Source organism: Saccharothrix coeruleofusca, assembly GCF_017876325.1.
Classification (GTDB): domain Bacteria; phylum Actinomycetota; class Actinomycetes; order Mycobacteriales; family Pseudonocardiaceae; genus Actinosynnema; species Actinosynnema coeruleofuscum.
In genome coordinates, this window is sequence record NZ_JAGINV010000001.1 from 7,215,430 (window position 1) to 7,233,669 (window position 18,240).

17 protein-coding genes are annotated in these 18,240 nt (G+C 73.2%); 7 read left to right on the forward strand and 10 right to left on the reverse strand.

Annotated elements, in window-relative coordinates; all coding sequences use genetic code 11:
* Position 1 precedes the first annotated feature (1 nt).
* Entirely contained in the window at positions 2 to 1,318 is a 1,317-nt protein-coding gene (locus tag JOF41_RS33490; protein WP_209623731.1) for an MFS transporter, read from the forward strand.
* 39 nt (positions 1,319 to 1,357) lie between these two features.
* Here JOF41_RS33490 and JOF41_RS33495 read toward each other — a convergent pair whose 3' ends face one another.
* The 4 genes from JOF41_RS33495 to JOF41_RS33510 all read right to left on the reverse strand — a co-directional run bounded on the left by JOF41_RS33495 (position 1,358) and on the right by JOF41_RS33510 (position 6,037).
* On the reverse strand, positions 1,358 to 1,768 hold the full coding sequence (locus tag JOF41_RS33495) for a hypothetical protein (RefSeq protein WP_189221100.1): 411 nt from the start codon (positions 1,766 to 1,768) through the stop codon (positions 1,358 to 1,360).
* A gap of 4 nt (positions 1,769 to 1,772) precedes the next feature.
* A complete protein-coding gene (locus tag JOF41_RS33500; RefSeq protein WP_443705770.1) occupies positions 1,773 to 3,359 on the reverse strand; it encodes an ABC-F family ATP-binding cassette domain-containing protein in 1,587 nt (528 codons plus the stop codon).
* A gap of 187 nt (positions 3,360 to 3,546) precedes the next feature.
* Positions 3,547 to 4,215: a hypothetical protein gene (locus tag JOF41_RS33505; RefSeq protein ID WP_189221098.1), complete on the reverse strand. Its 669-nt coding sequence runs from the start codon at positions 4,213 to 4,215 to the stop codon at positions 3,547 to 3,549.
* 325 nt (positions 4,216 to 4,540) lie between these two features.
* Positions 4,541 to 6,037 (reverse strand): glutamate-cysteine ligase family protein, encoded by a 1,497-nt coding sequence (locus JOF41_RS33510; protein WP_209623732.1) that lies wholly within the window; start codon positions 6,035 to 6,037, stop codon positions 4,541 to 4,543.
* Positions 6,038 to 6,232: 195 nt separating this feature from the next.
* Between JOF41_RS33510 and JOF41_RS33515 the strand changes: the two genes are divergently transcribed.
* Together JOF41_RS33515 and JOF41_RS33520 are read left to right on the forward strand one after the other, a co-directional pair.
* Positions 6,233 to 7,018, forward strand: coding sequence for a TrmH family RNA methyltransferase (locus tag JOF41_RS33515; protein WP_209624613.1), 786 nt, complete (start codon positions 6,233 to 6,235; stop codon positions 7,016 to 7,018).
* A gap of 39 nt (positions 7,019 to 7,057) precedes the next feature.
* Positions 7,058 to 7,702, forward strand: coding sequence for a DUF2537 domain-containing protein (locus tag JOF41_RS33520; RefSeq protein WP_209623733.1), 645 nt, complete (start codon positions 7,058 to 7,060; stop codon positions 7,700 to 7,702).
* Positions 7,703 to 7,712: 10 nt separating this feature from the next.
* Here the strand turns inward: JOF41_RS33520 and JOF41_RS33525 are convergent, their stop codons facing one another.
* A complete protein-coding gene (locus JOF41_RS33525) occupies positions 7,713 to 9,590 on the reverse strand; it encodes an ABC transporter ATP-binding protein (RefSeq protein WP_209623734.1) in 1,878 nt (625 codons plus the stop codon).
* Positions 9,587 to 11,350: an ABC transporter ATP-binding protein gene (locus JOF41_RS33530; RefSeq protein WP_229794860.1), complete on the reverse strand. Its 1,764-nt coding sequence runs from the start codon at positions 11,348 to 11,350 to the stop codon at positions 9,587 to 9,589. Before JOF41_RS33530 ends, JOF41_RS33525 begins: the two co-directional genes overlap by 4 nt.
* Before the next feature lie 108 nt (positions 11,351 to 11,458).
* On the opposite strand from JOF41_RS33530, the gene JOF41_RS33535 reads away from it, so the two are divergent.
* Positions 11,459 to 11,686 carry a hypothetical protein gene (locus JOF41_RS33535; RefSeq protein ID WP_209623735.1) on the forward strand — a complete coding sequence of 76 codons (228 nt, stop codon included), beginning with the start codon at positions 11,459 to 11,461 and terminating at the stop codon, positions 11,684 to 11,686.
* 19 nt (positions 11,687 to 11,705) lie between these two features.
* On the opposite strand, the gene JOF41_RS33540 is transcribed toward JOF41_RS33535, so the two are convergent.
* The 4 genes from JOF41_RS33540 to serC form a co-directional block, all read right to left on the reverse strand.
* Complete coding sequence (locus JOF41_RS33540) at positions 11,706 to 12,134, reverse strand: hypothetical protein (protein ID WP_209623736.1); 429 nt, start codon at positions 12,132 to 12,134, stop codon at positions 11,706 to 11,708.
* Entirely contained in the window at positions 12,127 to 12,537 is a 411-nt protein-coding gene (locus JOF41_RS33545) for a hypothetical protein (protein ID WP_209623737.1), read from the reverse strand. Before JOF41_RS33545 ends, JOF41_RS33540 begins: the two co-directional genes overlap by 8 nt.
* A 79-nt stretch (positions 12,538 to 12,616) precedes the next feature.
* A complete protein-coding gene (gene sepH / locus JOF41_RS33550; protein WP_189221089.1) occupies positions 12,617 to 13,474 on the reverse strand; it encodes a septation protein SepH in 858 nt (285 codons plus the stop codon).
* Between the two features lie 231 nt (positions 13,475 to 13,705).
* The gene (serC, locus tag JOF41_RS33555) at positions 13,706 to 14,839 is read right to left on the reverse strand and encodes a phosphoserine transaminase (RefSeq protein ID WP_209623738.1); all 1,134 of its coding nucleotides are present in this window, start codon (positions 14,837 to 14,839) and stop codon (positions 13,706 to 13,708) included.
* Between the two features lie 625 nt (positions 14,840 to 15,464).
* Here serC and JOF41_RS33560 point away from each other — a divergent pair.
* From JOF41_RS33560 to JOF41_RS33570, 3 genes are read left to right on the forward strand one after another with little or no spacing between them, the layout of a single operon-like run.
* Positions 15,465 to 16,232: an ABC transporter ATP-binding protein gene (locus JOF41_RS33560; protein WP_244989758.1), complete on the forward strand. Its 768-nt coding sequence runs from the start codon at positions 15,465 to 15,467 to the stop codon at positions 16,230 to 16,232.
* Complete coding sequence (locus JOF41_RS33565; RefSeq protein WP_209623739.1) at positions 16,225 to 17,508, forward strand: hypothetical protein; 1,284 nt, start codon at positions 16,225 to 16,227, stop codon at positions 17,506 to 17,508. The genes JOF41_RS33560 and JOF41_RS33565 overlap by 8 nt, the downstream gene beginning before the upstream one ends.
* A gap of 39 nt (positions 17,509 to 17,547) precedes the next feature.
* A complete protein-coding gene (locus tag JOF41_RS33570) occupies positions 17,548 to 18,204 on the forward strand; it encodes a hypothetical protein (protein WP_189221085.1) in 657 nt (218 codons plus the stop codon).
* The last annotated feature ends 36 nt before the right edge of the window (positions 18,205 to 18,240 follow it).

An 18,240-nucleotide genomic window follows, 5' to 3' on the forward strand; every position in this document is an offset into this window, starting at 1 on the left:
AGTGCCTGCGTACGAGGGTGGTGCCGGAAGCGATCGGAACGATCCGCGGACAGCGCCACCCCCGCCGCGGCGCACCGGCACGTTCGCCTCGCTGAAGGTCCGCAACTACCGGCTCTACGCGGGCGGCCAGGTCGTCTCCCTGGTCGGGCTGTGGATGCAGCGCGTCGCCCAGGACTGGCTGGTGCTGGAGCTGTCCGACGGCAGCCCGGTCGCCCTGGGCGTCGCCGCGGCGCTGCAGTTCGCGCCGACCCTGCTGCTGTCGCTGTGGGCGGGCGTGCTCGCCGACCGGCTGGACAAGCGCAGGCTGCTGCTGGTCCTGGAGACCGGCCTGGGCCTGTGCGCGCTGGCGCTGGGCCTGCTCGACGTGACCGGCGTGGTCCAGCTGTGGCACGTCTACCTGCTGTGCCTGCTGCTGGGCGGGGTCTCCGCGGTGGAGACCCCGGTGCGCCAGTCGTTCGTGGTCGAGATGGTGGGCCGCGACCAGCTCACCAACGCCGTGGCGCTGAACTCCATGACGTTCAACCTGGCCCGCATGGTCGGCCCGGCGGTCGCGGGCGTGATGATCACCGTGGTGGGCACCGGCTGGGTGTTCCTGGTCAACGCCGTGTCGTTCCTCGGCGTGCTGGCCGGGCTGCTGCTGATGGACGTCGGCGCGCTGCACCGCGGCGAGCCCGTGCCCAGGCGCAAGGGGCAGCTGCGGGAGGGCCTGCGCTACGTGCGCAAGCGCGTCGACCTGGTCGTGCTGCTGTGCCTGGTGTTCTTCATCAGCACGTTCGGGCTGAACTTCTACGTCACCCTGGCGGTGCTGGCCCGCAACACCTTCGGCGGCGACGCCGACGCCTACGGCCTGCTGTCGACCATGCTGGCGGTGGGCACCCTGGCCGGGGCCACGCTGGCCGCCCGGCGCAGCGCCAGGGGGAAGCCGCGGCCCCGGCTGCTGATCGGCGGCGCGCTGGTGTTCGGCGTGCTGGAGGTGGTGTCCGGGCTGATGCCGAGCCTGTGGGTGGTCGGGCTGTCGCTGATCCCGCTGGGGATCGCCATGATGACCTTCACCACCACCGCGAACGCCACCGTGCAGCTGGCCGTCGCGCCCGCCATGCGGGGGCGCGTGATGGGGCTGTACATGCTGGTGTTCCTGGGCGGGAACCCGGTGGGCGGGCCGGTGATGGGCTGGCTGGCCGAGCACTTCACCGCGCGGGCGCCGCTGGTGTTCGGCGGCGTGGTGTCGGTGGTGGCGGCCCTGGTCGGCGGCGCGGTGCTGGCCCGCCTCCCCAGCGCGTCGGCAAGTACTACCCGACGCGCTCGCGAGGGCCGCTGACTACTACCCGTGCTGCGCGAACGCTCGGTTCGCGCGGGGCTAACGTCGCCTGCCCGCCTTGAGCGGGGCCACGTCGGCGCCGTCGTGGGAGCTGCGGCACTCGTCCGGCGTCACCGCTTCCACGGCCAGGGTCAGCATCCCCTTCACCCCGGTGTAGATCGACTCGCCGCGCGAGGCCAGGGACGTGTGCACCCGGTTGGAGTCGGAGAAGTCGCGGTCGTCCTTGGTCCGCTTCTTCCCGACCTCCTCCGGCTTGGTGGCGCTGCGGAGGTTGACCTCCAGCCACGCCGCGACCTCGGCCGGGGTGGTCAGCACCTCCTCGGGGGTGCGCTCCAGGCGCTCCGAGCGCGGCGAGGCGTGGTCCAGCGAGGTGTGCTCCACGTAGGCGTGCCAGTGCGTGTTGCGCAGCGACCACGTCTGCTCGACCGGCCAGTCCTCCTCGGTGCCCATGCGCCTATCTTGCCAGGGTTCGCACGTCCAGGGTGTGCTCCACCCCCACCGCTTCGGCCAGCCTGCGGTCGTGGGTCACCAGCAGCAGCGTCCCGGTGTAGGACCCGAGCGCCTGCTCCAGCTGCTCGATCGCGGCCAGGTCGAGGTGGTTGGTCGGCTCGTCCAGCACCAGGCACGTGGTGCCCCTGGCCTGGAGCACGGCCAGCGCCGCCCTGGTGCGCTCGCCGGGCGAGAGCGTGCGGGCGGGCCGCAGCACCGCGTCCGCGCCGACCCGGAACTTCGCCAGCAGGGTGCGCGCCGCCACGGCGGACAGGCCGGTGGCCTCGGCGACCACCTCCAGCGCGGGCGTGTCGGTGGTGAACGAGGCCCGCACCTGGTCGACCTCGCCGACCACGACCCCCGCCCCCTGGTCGCGCTCGCCCGCCGCCAGCGGCAGCCTGCCCAGCAGCGCGCCGAGCAGGGTGGACTTGCCCGACCCGTTGGGCCCGGTGACGCGCCACCGCTCGCCCGCGCCGATGGTCAGGTCGACCGGGCCGAGCACCACGTCGCCGCGCCGCACCACGGCCCCGCGCAGGGTGAACGCGATCCGGCTGCCGCGCCCCGCGCTGGGCAGGGTCAGCCGCAGCTGCCACGGCTCGCGCGGCTGCTCGACCTCCTCCAGCCGTCCCAGCGCCCGGTCGGCGGCGGCGGCCTTCGCGCCCAGGTTCTCCGCGCCCTCCTTGTGCCAGAACCGGATGAACTTGTCGCTCTCGTCGGACTTGGCGTTGCGCCGCACGCCCGCCCGCGACCAGTCGCGGGCCTGCCGCGCCCGCTGGGTCAGCGCGTCGCGCTTGGCCGCGTACGCCTCGTACTCCTCCTGCGCGCGCCGCTCGGCCAGCGCCCGCTCGGTGACGTAGGCGTCCCAGCCGCCGCCGAAGACGCGCACGTCCTTGGTGAACTCGTCCAGCTCGGCGATGGCCGTGGTGGTCCTGGCCAGGAACTCCCGGTCGTGGCTGACCAGCACCATCGCCGCCCGGCCGGCCAGCACGTGCGACTCCAGCAGCTCCAGGCCCGCCAGGTCGAGGTCGTTGGTCGGCTCGTCGAGCAGCAGCACGTCGGCCCGCACCAGCAGCACCGACGCCAGCCGCAGCCGCGCCGACTGGCCGCCGGACAGCTCCCGCGCGCCGCGCCGGTCGAGCAGGTCGGCGGGCAGGCCGAGGCGCTGGCACACCGCGTCGGCGCGCTCGGCGAAGTCGGCGGCGCCCACGGCGGTCCACTGGTCGAACGCCGCCGCGTAGTCGTCCTCCGCGCCCGGCTCCCCGTCCGCGAGCGCCCGCGCGGCCCGCTCGAACCGCGCCTCGGCCCGCGCCACGCCGGTGCGGCGGGCGAGGTGGTCGCGCAGCGACTCGCCGGGGCGCACCGCGGTCTCCTGGGTCAGGTGGGCGACCGGGCCGCGGGCGATGACCGTGCCCTGGTCCGGGGTCAGCTCACCGGCCAGCACGCGCAGCAGGGTGGACTTGCCCACCCCGTTGGGCGCGATGAGACCTACGCGTTCGCCTGCTGGAACATCGAGATCGACCTCCGAGAGCACGGTCCGGGGACCGAACGACAGCGTGACCTTCCTGGCTGTCAGCGCGGACACGGCACCGATGGTGGCAGCGCGTCGCCGGGGGAGCACCTGATTTTCGGCGCGAGACGAGGCCCCGACCGGCGGTACGACCGGTGCGGGGCCTCGTCATGTTCCCGAACTGACTGCCGCTCCCACCACGAAGCGACGCGCTTAGGTTAGCCTAACCTGGCTATCGGGACAAGGGGTGCCACCGGTCGCCGTCCGGGCTCCCGGCGCGGGGTTGGAGCACCGACGGCTCGTCGTCCAGCGGGAGCCCGCCCAGGTCGTGGCCGGGCACGTGCAGCCACGCCGTGCCGACGAAGGACTTGTTGCGGATGGTCGCCTCGCGGAAGTCCGACCAGGACAGCCGGGTGTGCCCCTGGCCGACCACCTCGACGAACAGCGACGGCGACAGCGCCAGCACCACGTCGGCGGCGGGGCAGGCCAGCAGCGCCCGGCGGGCCGGACGGCTGTCCACCATGCGGGACACGGTGACCACGCCCTGCCCGGCGTACCCGGCGACGGAGGGGCAGACCAGCCCCTGGTGCACGGCCATCCGCAGGCGCAGCCGGGGCTCGTCGGGGTGCTCGTCGTTGTGCGCGCCCAGGGCGTGCGCCAGCGAGCCGGTGAAGTCGTCGACCACCTGCCGCTCGGAGGTGTCGGCGGGCAGCACGGCCAGCTCGCTGTCGCCCGCGTGCTGCACGTCCCAGCGGGTGCGGTCGAAACCGGCCTGCGCGGCGGCCACCTCCAGCACGTCCAGCAGCGCGTGCTGCATGTGGAGCTGCTGTCGGTCGTTGCGGGCGCTGTACGCCTCGGCGTCCACGCTGATCAGGACACGTCGACTGAAGTCGTCGGGCACGGGGTCTTCCTCCGCTTCGTGGTGGTTCTCGGCAGTCTGCGGGAGCGCGCCGGGACCGGGCCCGGTCGTCGAAAATTCAAGGATCGCTTGGGTAATCGGTCGGAGCGACTCGGAAGTTCCTCTTTCGAGCGTTATTCCTTCCACGATCCGGGGTCTTTTCGGACACGCGCAGGTCACCGTGAACACTATGGGTAGAAAGACGTGGTCGGCCCGTGTCGGGGCAAACGTGCCACCCCACCGAACCGGTGACTCGCCTATGGTCAACCGCAAAAATCGGAGTGAAGACGCTCTGTTCGGAAAACCGAAAAAGACGAGCGGTATTCGGTTATTCCACGGCCCAGGTGTGCACCGGTTCCCCGGTGTTCATCAGCTCCACGTAGCGCGCCAGCATCCCGGCCAGCGCCGCCTCCCGGTCCGCGCCGCGCTCCTCCAGCCGCGCCACGGTCTCCCGCTGCCACGTCGAACCGGTCCGCCGGGCCAGGCAGCGGGCCTCGATCACGCCGAGGTAGCGCTCGCGGGCCTCGTCGGACACGCCGCAGGCGCGCAGCCCCTCGTGCGCCAGCGGGAGCAGCTCGCGCAGCACCAGTTCGTCCGGCGACACCCAACCGGCCCCCGGCCAGTACAGCCGGGAGCGCATCCCGTGCCGCGAGCCCGCGTACAGGTTCTCCTCGGCGGCGTGGAAGCTCATCCGGGTCCACAGTGGACTGTCCATCTCCACCAGGGCCCGCTGCGCGCCGTAGAAGAACGCCGCGTTGGCCACGGTGTCCAGCACGGTCGGACCCGCGGGCAGCACGCGGTTCTCCACCCGCAGGTGCGGCACGCCGTCGGCCACGTCGTACACCGGCCGGTTCCAGCGCCACACGGTCCCGTTGTGCAGCCGCAGCTCCAGCAGCGACGGCGTGCGCCCCGCCGCCAGCTCCTCGACCGGGTCCTCCTCGCCGGTGTCGGGCAGCAGCGCGGGGAAGTAGCGCACGTTCTCCTCGAACAGCTCGGTGATCGAGGAGATCCACCGCTCCCCGAACCACACCCTCGGCCGCACGCCCTGGTTCTTCAGCTCCTCCGGCCGGGTGTCGGTGGCCTGCTGGAACAGCGGGATGCGGGTCTCGTGCCACAGCGCCCGCCCGAGCAGGAACGGCGAGTTCGCCGCGATGGCGACCTGCACCCCGGCCAGGCACTGCGCGGCGTTCCAGTGCGCCGCGAAGTCCTCCGGCTCGACCTGCAGGTGCAGCTGCACCGACGTGCAGGCCGCCTCGGGCAGGATCGACTCGGCGTAGCTGAGCAGCTCCTCGCGCCCCCGACCCGGCATGGGCACGCCGTCGATGGACAGCACCGTCTCCTCGCCCCTCGCGGCGAAGATCTGGTCGTTGAGCAGCGCGTAGCGCTGGTGGTGCGACAGCCAGCGCCGGTCGAAGTGCTCGTGCCGCAGCGTGGGCAGCACGCCGATCATCACCAGGCTGGTGCCCGCGTCGTGCGCCTTGGCGTCGGCGGTGCCCAGCAGGGACCGCAGCTCCCGCTCCAGGCCCAGGGTGCCGTCGCCCGCCAGCTCCCTGGGCGGGACGTTGACCTCCAGGTTGTGCTGGCCCAGCTCCAGGGTGAACGAGGGGTCGGCGATCTTCTCCAGCACCACCCCGTTGACCATCGCGGGCTGCCAGGCGGAGTCGACCAGGTTCAGCTCGATCTCCAGGCCCATCTGCCTGCGGGGGAAGGAGAAGCGGCGCTGCGCCAGCATGGTCCCCAGCGCGTCGAGGCACCGCCGGACCCGCTCGCGGTAGCGCTGGCGGTCCTGCCTGGTGAACGTTCGACGGGACACGTCCCTACCCATGCCGCCTCCCCTTCGTCCGGGTGTTCCGGCGGGCCCAGCGGAGGCCAACCGTGACACAGCGGGGAGCCGCCCGTCAGCGCCCAAATCGGTGCTCTCAGTCACTTAGGCGTAACAATGAGCAACGTATGCCTGGTGGGCGGTGCGCCGTTCAGCCCCGTGGACCGGGGGTACCCCCTGCGGTGGGAGACTCCCCCGGTGGCCCAGGTGATCGAGATCGACGACCCGGCCGACCCCAGGCTGGACGACTTCCGGGACCTGTCGACCGCGGACCGCCGCCCGGACCGGCCGGGCGGGCGCGGCCTGGTCATCGCCGAGGGCGTGGTCGTGGTGGAGCGCCTGCTCGCCTCGCCGTACCCGGTCCGCTCGCTGCTGGGCGTGCGCCGCCGGGTGGAGGCGCTGGGCGAGCTGCCCGCGCCCGCCTACGTCACCTCCGCCGAGGTGATGGCCGAGGTCGTCGGCTTCCACCTCAACCGGGGTGTGCTCGCCGCCGCCGACCGCGCGCCGCAGCCGCCGGTCGAGCGGCTGGCGCGGCACGCGCGACGGCTGGCCGTGCTCGAAGGCGTCGGCGACCACGAGAACCTGGGCGCGCTGTTCCGCAACGCCGCCGCGCTCGGCGTGGACGGCGTGATCCTCGGTCCGGGGTGCAGCGACCCGCTCTACCGGCGCAGCGTGCGCGTCTCCATGGGGCACGTGCTGCGCGTGCCCTTCGCCACCGCCCCCAACTGGCCGGGCACCCTGGGGATGCTGCGCGACGAGGGCTTCCGGGTGGCCGCGCTGACCCCGAGGGCGGGGGCGGCGAACCTGGCCGACGCGGGGCTGCGCGGCGAGCGCGTGGCGGTGCTGCTCGGCTCGGAGGGGCCGGGGCTGACCGAGGAGGCCATCCAGGCCGCCGACCTGGCCGTGCGCATCCCGATGTCGCCCGGCGTGGACTCGCTCAACGTCGCCACCGCCGCGGCCGTCGCCTTCTACGCGCTGCTCTGAACGCGCTACGTTCTTGCCGGGGCGAGAAGGAGGCTATTCGTGGAACTGCGGGTCCAGGGCGGCCGTGCGGTGCTCGCGGGGCGCGACGACGCGGGGGAGCGGGAGGTCGACCCGCGCAGCCTGCCGCTGGCGGCGGGCCTGGCCGAGGCGCTGCACGAGTGGGCCGAGGTCGCCGAGGCGGTGCTGCGGACCGAGCCCCCGGCCGAGGGCGTGGCGGGCGCGCTGGTCACCCGGCGGGGCCGCCAGCTGGCGGGCAGGCTGGCCGCCGAGATGGGCGCCCCGGTGGAGTTCACCGACCCGGTCAGCGGCGAGCGGTTCCTCGTGGCCGCCCCGGCCGACCCGGAACCGGCGGAGCCCGCCCCGGAAGCCGCCGAACCCGCCGAAGCCGCTGCCGAACCCGCCGCCGCCCAGGCCCCACCGCCGGGCGAGCCGACCCCGTGGGGCACCGGCCTGACGGTCGCCGCGTTCACCGCGGCGGTGGTCACCTTCACCGTGGTGACGCTGTCGGTGGGGCTGGGGGAGACCAGCGGCTGGCTGGCCCTGCTCGCCAACGTGCTGGTGGTGGGCGGCATCGCCCCGTCGGTGTGGCTGGCGCGCACCGTCCCGGTCTGGCGCTGGGTCGCCTACGGCGTCATGGCAGGCGTCCCGGCCGCCTGGTTCGCCCTCCTGCTCACCCTCCTCTGACCCGCGGGGGTCAGGCGAGGGAGTCGCGCCACGCGGTGTGCAGGGCGGCGAAGCGGCCGCGCTCGTCGATCAGCTCCTCCGGGGTGCCGTCCTCGACGACCCGGCCGCCGTCGAGCACCAGCACCCGGTCGGCGATCAGCACCGTGGACAGCCGGTGCGCGATGATGAACGCCGTCCGGTCGGCCAGCACCGTCTCCAGCGCCGACTGCACCGCCCGCTCGGTGGGCACGTCCAGGCTCGACGTGGCCTCGTCCAGCACCAGCACCGCAGGGTCGGCCAGGAACGCCCTGGCGAAGGCCACCATCTGCCGCTGACCGGCGGACAGCCGCCCGCCGCGCTTGCGCACGTCGGTGTCGTAGCCGTCGGGCAGCGCGGCGATGAACTCGTGCGCCCCCACGGCCGCGGCCGCCGCCTCCACCTCGGCGCGGGTGGCCGACGGCCGCCCCAGCGCGATGTTGTCCGCCACCGTCCCGTCGAACAGGAAGTTCTCCTGCGTCACCGCCACCACGGCGCGGCGCAGGTCCACGTCGGCCACCGACCGCAGGTCGGCCCCGTCCAGCCACACCGTCCCGCGACTGGGGTCGTAGAACCGGGACACCAGCTTGGCCAGCGTCGACTTCCCGGCCCCGGTCGCGCCCACCAGCGCCACCGTCTGCCCGGCGGGCACGTGCAGGTCGAACCGGGGCAGCACCAGCGGGGTGTCCGCCGAGTACCGGAACTCCACCCCGTCGAACCGGACCTCGCCGCGCACCTCGCCCAGCGGCACCGGGTCGGCGGGCTCGGGCACCGACGGGACCTCCTCCAGCAGCCCGGAGATCTTCTCCAGCGCCGCAGCGGCCGCCGCGTAGGCGTTGGTGAACACCGCGATCTGGTCGAACGGGTCGTAGAACCGCCGCACGTACAGGGTGAACGCGGCCAGCACGCCCAGCTCCAGCTGCCCGTCCGCGACCCGCCACGCGCCCCACGCCAGCACCACGGCCAGCGAGACGTTGCCGATCACCCGGACCCGCGAGGTGAACGCCGCCATCACGCCCAGCGCCTCGGTGTTGGCGTCCCGGAAGGAGCCGTTGAGGTCGGTCATGATCTGCTCGTTGCGGCGCTCCCGGCGGAACGCCTGCACCGCCCGGATGCCGTTCATGGTCTCCACGAACTGCACGATGATCTTGGCGATGGCGCCGCGGGTGCCCCGGTACGCGCCCGCCGAGCGGCGGTTGAACCAGCGCGTGAGCCCGATCAGCGGCACGAACCCGAACAGCACGACCGCGGCCAGCGGCGGGTCCAGCACCACCAGCACCACCGAGATGCCCACCACCGACAGCAGCGAGGTGAACAGCCCGTCCAGGCCCTCCTCGACCAGGTCCTGCAGCGCGTCCAGGTCGCTGGTCAGCCGGGAGATCACCTTGCCGGAGGTGTACTTCTCGTGGAAGGACACGGACAGCCGCTGGGCGTGCCGGAACACCCGTTCCCGCAGGTCCAGCAGCACGTCCTGGCCGATCCGCCCGGTGAGCCGGACGAAGGCGTAGCGCAGCAGGGTGGCGGCCAGCCCGGCGGCGGCGTACCCGCCGACCGACCAGGCCAGCGCGCTCGGGTCGCCCGCCAGCGCGGCGGGCACGCCCCGGTCGATGGCCGCCGCGATCAGCAGCGGCCCCGCCAGGGTGACCAGGTTCTCCACGACCACGATCGCCAGCGCGAGCGCCGCCGCGCGGGAGTGCGGGCGCAGCAGCGACCCCAGCAGCTCGCGCGACCTGCCGCGAAGCTTGAGCCCGGTGGCCCGGTCCAGCTCTTCGACGTCCTCGGCGGCGACGCCCCGCCACGACTCCTCGGCGGGCGGTCGCTCGGGGGCTCGCTCAGGGGTTCGCTCGGCGGATTCCTCGGGGGTGGTGGTCACGCCGCGACCTCCTCGTCCTCCAGCGTGGACAGCAGGTGCCGGTACTGCTCGTTCTCCGCCAGCAGCCGCCGGTGCTCGCCGACCGCGGCGACGCGGCCGTCGACCAGCATCGCCACCCGGTCGGCCAGCTGCACGGTGCTCGGCCGGTGCGCCACGACCAGCGCGGTCACCCCGGACAGCACGCGCCGCAGCGCGGCCTCCACCTCGGCCTCGGTGTGCACGTCCAGCGCCGAGAGCGGGTCGTCCAGCACCAGCACCGCCGGGCGGCCGACCACCGCGCGGGCCAGCGCCAGCCGCTGCCGCTGGCCGCCGGACAGCGACAGGCCCTGCTCGCCGATGCGGGTGTCCAGGCCCCACGGCAGGGCGTCGACGAACTCCTCGGCCCGCGCGACCCGCAGCGCCTCGCGCACCCGCGCCTGGTCCAGGTCGGGCTGGCCCAGCGCCACGTTCTCGGTGACCGCGGCGGAGAACAGCACCGGCTCCTCGAACGCGGTGCCGACCACCCGGCGCAGCTCGGCCAGGTCCAGGTCGCGCACGTCCACCCCGTCCACGGTCACCCGCCCGGCGGTCACGTCCGCCAGCCGGGGGACCAGGGCGGTCACCGTCGTCTTGCCCGAGCCGGTCGCGCCGACCAGCGCCACCGTCTCACCGGGCCGGATGTCCAGGTCCACGCCGCGCAGCACCTCGCGGTCGCTGCCGGGGTGGCGGAAGCGCACGCCTTCGAACCGGACGTGCCCGCGCACCGGCACCGGCAGCGGTCGGGGCCGGTCCGGGCTGGTGATCGCCACCGGCTCGTCGAGCACCTCGAAGTACCGCTCGACGGCCGAGGCGGTCTGGTTGGTCTCCGCCAGCAGCCACCCGATCGAGTCGGTCGGCCAGCGCAGGTAGGCGCTCACCGTGATGGCCGCGACCAGCGTGCCGACCGTGGTGGTGCCCTGCGCGATGCCCATCGAGCCCAGCGCCAGCTGCCCGGCGATGCCCAGCTCGGGCAGGATGATCAGCACCGCCCACAGCGCGGCGAAGATCCGCACCTTGGCCAGCTCGGTGGCGCGCAGCTCGCGGGCCTGCCGCAGGAACCGCTGGGCCAGCAGCGGGCCGCGGCCGAACGCCTTGAGCACCCGGATGCCCAGCACGGACTCCTCGACCACGGTGGTCAGGTCGCCCGCCTGGTCCTGGGCCCGCCGGGCGACCACCTTGAACCGGGTCTCGAACAGGTAGGACAGCGCCACCATCGGCAGCGTGCAGGCCAGCACGACCGCGCCGAGCAGCGGCGACAGCCAGAACAGCACCCCCAGGCCCACCACCAGCACCAGGCTGTTGACCACCAGGAAGATCACCACGAACGCGACGAAGCGGCGCACCGCCGACAGGTCGGTGGTGGCCCGCGACAGCAGCTGACCGGACTGCCAGCGGTCGTGGAAGGCCACCGGCAGCCGCTGGAGGTGGTGGTAGAGGTCGGCCCGCATCCGGGCCTCGACGTCGGCGGCGGGCCCGGCGATCAGCTTGCGCCGGGCGTAGAAGAGGGCGGCTTCGGCGCAGCCCAGCGCCAGCACCAGGCCGATCAGCCAGGGCAGCGCGTCCAGCTCGCGCCGGGCCACCGGGCCGTCCACGATGCGCTGGGTGATCAGCGGGATGCCCAGCCCGCACAGCATCGCCAGCAGGGCGGACGCGGTGCTGAGCAGGATCGGTGTGCGAACGGGTTTCAGGTACGGCCACAGCCTGCGCAGTGTCGCGGCCGTGGAAGTACGTTGGTCCTTCACGAGTGTCGTCCCCCTCAGGTCCACCCCGACAGTACGAAGGCGTGCCCGTCGCGGCATCCGGTTTTCTCCCGGCTGAACCATGCGAGCTCTACCGAGGTGGAGGTCAAGATGGACACCCGCTACCTGCTCACCCAGGCCGCGATGGCGTTCCCCCGAGGCAGGCTGCTGGCCGTGCGCGGGGGCAGGCTGCACGTGCTCGCCCCGGACGGCTGGGACGTGGTCGGCGGGCCGCGCCCCGACGGCGCGCGGCCGATCAGCCGGGAGGAGGCCGAGGACTGGTGCGAGCACGAGGGCTGGGACCTGGCCCTGCTCGACCGGGTGCCGCTGCCGGAGTGAGGGTCAGCGGGCGTGGGGGTCAGCGCTTGGCGCGCAGCATCGCGGGGGTGGTGATGAGCCCGGCCAGCGCGTAGCTCAGGCCCGCCAGCACGGCCAGCGCGGTCCACTCGTCCAGGCCGGGGAACCGCTCGGCCAGCCGGAAGAAGTACGCCACGCCCAGCAGCACCGGCCCCAGCAGCACGATCGGCCACACCGGGCGCACCCGCATCAGCCACAGCAGCGGCCCCGCCAGCAGCGCGCTGACCAGCAGCGCCACCGGCAGCCCCACCACGACCAGCAGCAGGAACTCGCTCAGCGAGGTCTCGTCGACCACCCGGTCCAGCGCCCCCGCCCGGTAGGCGGAGACCCACGCGGCGAGCAGCCCGGCGCCGACCACGCCGGAGATCACCACGCGCAGCAGCACCCGGAACGCGAGGGCGCCCCCCTGGGAGCGCGTGGCCTCAGCCATGGTTCGCGGCGGGGTCGGCGGAGGAGCCCGCGGGGCGGCGCGCGGCGCGGACGGCGGGGTGGCGGGCGGTCACCGGCGCGGCCAGCGCGAACCCCAGCGCCCCGGTCAGCACCGACCCGGAGGTCACCGGGAACCAGATGGTCAGCAGCGTCAGCACGGCGGTGAACGCCGTGCCGACCGCGGCCATGCCCAGCGGGCGCTCGACCTTCGCCGCGGCCAGCACCACCCACCCGACCAGCACGCCCACCACCAGGCTGACCGGGATCGCGAGGAGGCCGAGCCCCAGGCAGTCCCAGTCGTCCTTCGAGCAGGCGGCGCCGGAGGCGATGAACTCCCGCAGCCCCCACCACGCCGCGCCCAGTCCCGCGCCCAGGGCGGCCCCGACGATCACCCGTGCCAGCATGACGCCCGGTTTCCCCGGTGCTCACCCGGCGTAAACCAAGGGCCCCGCCTCGGCGGGGCCCTCGGGCGTCATCCCCCGGTCATCCCCGGTTGGACCGGACGCCCAGCAGGACGTCCTCCCAGGACGGGACGATCGGGTGGTTCTTCTTGCCGCGCTTGGGCGGCTCCTTGCGGGCCTCGTCCACCACGGGCACGGCCTCCGGCTCCACCGGGATCGGCTCGGCCGCGGAGGACACCGGCTCCTCGCGCACGAGGATCTCCGGCTCCGCGCTGGCCTGCGCGGGCACCGGCGGCTTCTCCAGCTCCATCGCCGCCCTGGCCAGCTGGGTCACCGGCCGCAGGCTGCGCAGGCCCCGGTTGGGGTTGGGGTCCATCAGGTCGACGGCGGCGTCGTCCAGCGCGGTCACCGTGCCGCCGTGCGCGCCGGGGTGGAACGCCCAGTGCGCCCGGTTGTCCGAGCGCCCGGCCCGCCAGTGCAGCTGCACGACCCACCGGCCGTCCTCGCCGCGCCAGGAGTCCCAGCTCACGTCGGCGTACTCCTGGCCGCGCAGGCCGAAGGAGTGCGCGACCACCTCGCCGAGGGTCTGCACGTCCGGGCCGTCCTCGCGGACCGGGTGGGCGCGCTGGGCCAGCTCGGCGGTGCGGGAGCGCTCCAGCAGCACCGGGTAGGCGAACCGCTCGACGCGGTGCTTCGGGATGCCCGCCGCCATGGCGACCTGCTCCACCGACTCACCGGCGCGGATGCGGGCCTGGATCTCGCGGGGGCGCATCTGGGACTCGGTCTCGACCTCGATCTGGCCGAGCCGGGTCAGATCACCGCGGGCCGCCGCGCGCAGCCGCTCGTCAGCGGGCAGCACGAAGCGCTCGCCGCGTTCCGGGTCCTCGAGGATGACGGATCTGCCGTCCTCTTCGAGCCCGATGACTCGCAGCGCTCGCATCATGGCCTCCCGAATGACATTCACCTCGCCAGACACTGACGGTAAACCGGCGTGCCGCCTTGACGGGGACGACTCGCCGGGCTCATCGATATCTACGTGTGATCTTGCCGTATGTCGGGGCGGCCCGCACGTTCGTTACGGGAGTTCGCGCGACGTTCACCTCCGCGGGCAGACTCCCGTCCCGATCAGACCCGATCGGGCCCGACCGGGACGGGAGGTCGGCCGGTGGGGTCAGAGCTGGCCGACGACCCAGTCGATGGCCTTGGTGAGCGCGGTCACGTCCTCGGGCTCGATGGCCGGGAACATGGCCACCCGCAGCTGGTTGCGGCCCAGCTTGCGGTACGGCTCGACGTCCACGACGCCGTTGGCCCGCAGCACCTTGGCCACCACCGAGGCGTCCACCGAGTCGGCGAAGTCGATCGTGCCGACGACCTGCGAGCGGTGCGCCGGGTCGGCCACGAACGGGGTGGTGTACTCGGTCTTCTCGGCCCAGCCGTACAGCCGCGACGACGAGTCCGCGGTGCGGGCGACCGCCCAGTCCAGGCCGCCGTTGCCGAGGATCCACTCGATCTGGTTGTTCAGCAGGAACAGCGTGGCCAGCGCCGGGGTGTTGTAGGTCTGGTCCTTGGTGGAGTTGTCCAGCGCCGTGGTCAGCGACAGGAACTCCGGCACCCAGCGGCCCGAGGAGCCGATCTCGGCCACCCGCTCCAGCGCGGCGGGCGACATCAGGGCCAGCCACAGGCCGCCGTCGGAGGCGAAGGACTTCTGCGGCGCGAAGTAGTAGACGTCGAAGTCGGCGGCGTCGACCGGCAGGCCGCCCGCGCCGGAGGTGGCGTCGATGGCGATCAGCGCGCCCTCGGACCCGGCGGGCCGGGACACCGGCACCGCGACGCCGGTGGAGGTCTCGTTGTGCGCCCAGCCGACCAGGTCCGCGCCCTCGGCGTAGCTGATCTCGGGCGCGCTGCCCGGCTCGGCCTTGACCACGATCGGCTCGCCCAGGAACGGGGCGTCCTTGGTGACCTTGGCGAACTTCGAGGAGAACTCGCCGTAGGTGAAGTGCTGGGCGCGCTCGCGCACCAGGCCGAACGCGGCGGCGTCCCAGAACGCCGTGGTGCCGCCGTTGCCCAGGACCACCTCGTAGCCCTCGGGCAGCGAGAACAGCTCGCGCAGGCCCGCCCGGACCTTGCCGACCAGCGACTTGACCGGCTTCTGCCGGTGGGAGGTGCCCATCAGCGCGGCGCCCTCGGCCGCCAGCGCCTGCAGCGCCTCGGGGCGGACCTTGGACGGCCCGCAGCCGAAGCGGCCGTCGGACGGCTTGAGGTCGGCGGGCAGGACGAGAGTGGTCGGGTCGGCGGTCTGGGTCATCGCGACGCCTCCGGTGCGGGGTGGAGAACCGTGACCGGCGCCGTTGCCGGGGCTACCAGTGTTGCAGCCGGGTGGCGGGCGGGTGACGGCCGGGTGTCGCCGGTCACCGCCGCCCGCGAGCCTTTGCGCGTTGCCCCGCGAGTCGAACGCCCAGGACCCCTGAACTCAACGCTCGGGCTCGGTTATCCATGACTATGGAGGACGCGGGCCTTCACGGTGATGTGGCGTGGGGCACAACCATGGTTGTCACGCTCGGTGATGAATATTTGGCGGCAATGAGCCGGGGCGAGTTTTGCGCCCAGCTTTGGCGCTGATCCTCGCCGCTCGGGGGGTGAGTGCTGAGCCAAGGGTGAAGTGGGCAGGCCGTTTGGCGCATTGATTATTGGGGGTGAGATCGTGGCGCTGATTCGGCAGGGTGTCCGTGCCCTTCGGTCGAGCAGTTCGAGGGGGTTGTCCTGGGTGTGATTTCTCCTGGTGCGCCGACTGCGGGGTTCGCGTTGTACTACACGTGGACGATCAGTTCGACCGGCAATGAGGTAGAGTCCGGCCGCGTGGAGACCTGCTGACGCTTGCTCCAGCTATTCGGGGACACCGCCACCGAATGCCCCCGAATAGGTTCCGTCATATGACCGAGAGTGGACTCTCATTGCTTGTCCATGTTGAACAAGTTGGCTTCTCGTATGGTAGGACCGAGATTCTGCGTGGTGTCGACTGGCGTATTGGCCTCGGGGTCACCGGACTGCTGGGGCCCAACGGCGCCGGTAAGACCACGCTCCTGAATCTCCTGGTGGGGTTGGCGCGTCCGACAGGCGGGACCATCACCATGCGTGACGGTGATCGGGCTGCCGGTTTCGCGGTCGGGTTCGTGCCGCAGCGCTTCTCCCTGGCGGGCGAGATGCGCGTGCTCGACACGGTCGCCTACGCGGCCTGGGTCAACGGAGTGGCGCGCGAGGACTGCGGGAAGGCAGCCGGGACGGCCCTGGAGATGGTGGGGTTGTCGGACAACGCACGCACACGCGTTCGCGTGTTGTCCGGGGGTCAGCGCCAGCGGGTCGGCATCGCGGCCGCGTTGGCCCACCAGCCGAGACTGCTCGTCCTCGACGAGCCGACCGCAGGGCTCGATCCCGGCCAGAGGTTGCGGCTGCGCGAGGTGGTGGCCGCGATCGGCGCCACCAGGGCGGTGCTGCTGTCGACTCACCTGATCGAGGACATCAGTCACCTGTGCGACCGGGTCGGCGTGCTCGCGGGTGGCCGCTTGGTGTTCGACGGCACCGAACGCGAGCTGACCGCCCTCATCGACGACACCGACGCCACCGCCGCGGCCTCGGCGGGGTCGCGCTTCGAACGCGCCTACGACGCGCTCATCACCGGTCTGGGAGCGGCACGTGACTGATCCGGTCCTCCGACGCCTGTGGCCGCTGGGACCGTGGCCGCTGCTGCTGCCCGCTGCCGCCATCGCCGCCGCTGCCGTGCTGGCCACCACGGCCATGCGCTCCTGGCCCTACCAGGAATGGGTCCGGACCTCGGCGGAGTTCCACCAGCAGAACGCCTTCGCCGGTCCCATCGCCGCGGCGGCCGCCACGTACTACGCGGGCCGGTTGACCAGACCCGACCGCGTGTTCGCACTGCCCTCAGCCCCTCGTGCGGGGCGGGACAGCGCCCGTCGCCACCTCGGGCTGCTCGCCGTCACGTTCACCCTGGCCTACCTGGTGGGCATGGCTCCGCTGACGGCCGTCACCGTCGAACACGCCGAGCACGGCGGCCCGGATCCGCTGCCGATCGCCACCGGGCTGCTCGGCCTGTGGGCGTCGATCGCGGTCGGTTACCTCATCGGCGTCGTCGGCAGGGGAGCGCTGTGGGCGCCGATCAGTTTCGTGGCCGTCTTCGCCGTGGTCGTGCTGGGAACCGGCGGTGACACGTTCTCGGCCCTGGTGCCGGTCCTGCACGTCGCTCCCGCCGCGGGCCGGGTGGAGGCTCTGCCGTTCACCGTCTACCGCGTCGCGTTCTTCCTGCTGGTCGCGGTCGCGGCGGTGGTCGCGGCCACCGCCGTGCTGCGCAGGCACCGCACCGGGCACCGCCCCGTTCGGGCGATGGCACCGCTGTTGGTGCCGGTGGTGCTCGCCGTGCCCGCGGTGGTCAGCACACCGGCCTTGTTCGCGGTCGAGCAGGACGTCCAGCGGGTGTGCCGGACCCAACGGGGAATCGAGCACTGCGTGCACGCCGCGCACCGCAGCAGGCTGCCGGTGATGGAACAGGCCACCGCCGCGGTTCTCACCGCCTACGGTGACGACACCTCGGGCCGCGTACGCCGGGTCTACGACGAATCGCTGCGCTGGGCGACGGCGGTCGACGACGCCGCCTCGGGCAACACCGAAGCGCACCAGGATGTCGTGTGGGTCGCCGTGCAACCCATGAGCCCCACTGACCACACCGGACGCGAAGTCGCCTGGTTGCTGGCGGGCGCCACAGCCTGCGCCGCGCGGTCCGACACCACCGATGAGGAACGAGCGCTGACCGTGGAACTGGCCCTCTGGTTGCAGAACGGTGGCCGTGCCGCGTCTTCCGGTCCGCTGAGCGGCATCGCGCCGCACGCGCTCCGCGACTGGATGTCCGCGCACAGGACCGGGCTGGACACCTGCGTCCTCACCGCCGCGGACCTCCCCGGCTGACACCGACCCTCGCCACAACAGCCACCGAAGAGCCCCAGGATGTCATCGCCCGTGCCATCGGACGCCACCCCGCCGCGGATCACCGCGATCATCGCATCGTCCCGCAGCGCACACCTCTATGCCGTGATGCTGGTGGCACTGGGCGTGCTCTGCCTGGCGCTGGGCAACCGCACCATCGCGATCGCGCTGTCCACGCTCAACCGCGCCAACCGCCTGCCCTATTCGGAGCTCTGCGCCGTGGTGGCCGCCTCGACCGGGACCTGGCTGCTGCGCCCCCGGTTCTGGCAGTGGGACCGCGTCGGCACGCGCAGGGCGGCCGTGGTGGCCGCCACTTGCGCCGTCGTCGGCACGCTCGCCCCGCAACTGATCGTCGTCGCGGGGTCGGTCAACCTCCCGCCGGGCACCCCCTGGGCGTGGGTGGCGTGCAACGCGCTGCTCTACTCCGCCCTGGTCTTCTGCCTGGCCCCGGTGGTCGGTCCTGGTCCAGCCGCCGGGGCCACGCTGCTGCTCTACTTCGCGGTCGCCGTGGTGAACAACGTCTGGCCCACCGCGAGCCGGATCATCCCGGTCAGCCCGTATCCCGGCCCCGGCACGCACTGGACGGCGGCGCTGGTCCTCACCGCGGCGGCCGCGGTCGTCCACGCTCGCACTCGTGGCGCGACCGCCTGGACGCAGCGGGAGCGCGACCACGACTGACACGGCCCGGTCGAGCGCGACGTACGAGCGGCGGGC

Bases quoted from the DNA above. Each gene is read 5' to 3' on its own strand.
- JOF41_RS33495 (WP_189221100.1), bottom strand. From the start codon at position 1,768: ATGGGCACCGAGGAGGACTGGCCGGTCGAGCAGACGTGGTCGCTGCGC.
- JOF41_RS33510 (WP_209623732.1), bottom strand. From the start codon at position 6,037: ATGGGTAGGGACGTGTCCCGTCGAACGTTCACCAGGCAGGACCGCCAG.
- JOF41_RS33535 (WP_209623735.1), top strand. From the start codon at position 11,459: ATGGACACCCGCTACCTGCTCACCCAGGCCGCGATGGCGTTCCCCCGA.
- JOF41_RS33540 (WP_209623736.1), bottom strand. From the start codon at position 12,134: ATGGCTGAGGCCACGCGCTCCCAGGGGGGCGCCCTCGCGTTCCGGGTG.
- JOF41_RS33545 (WP_209623737.1), bottom strand. From the start codon at position 12,537: ATGCTGGCACGGGTGATCGTCGGGGCCGCCCTGGGCGCGGGACTGGGC.
- sepH (WP_189221089.1), bottom strand. From the start codon at position 13,474: ATGCGAGCGCTGCGAGTCATCGGGCTCGAAGAGGACGGCAGATCCGTC.
- serC (WP_209623738.1), bottom strand. From the start codon at position 14,839: ATGACCCAGACCGCCGACCCGACCACTCTCGTCCTGCCCGCCGACCTC.
- JOF41_RS33560 (WP_244989758.1), top strand. From the start codon at position 15,465: ATGACCGAGAGTGGACTCTCATTGCTTGTCCATGTTGAACAAGTTGGC.
- JOF41_RS33570 (WP_189221085.1), top strand. From the start codon at position 17,548: ATGTCATCGCCCGTGCCATCGGACGCCACCCCGCCGCGGATCACCGCG.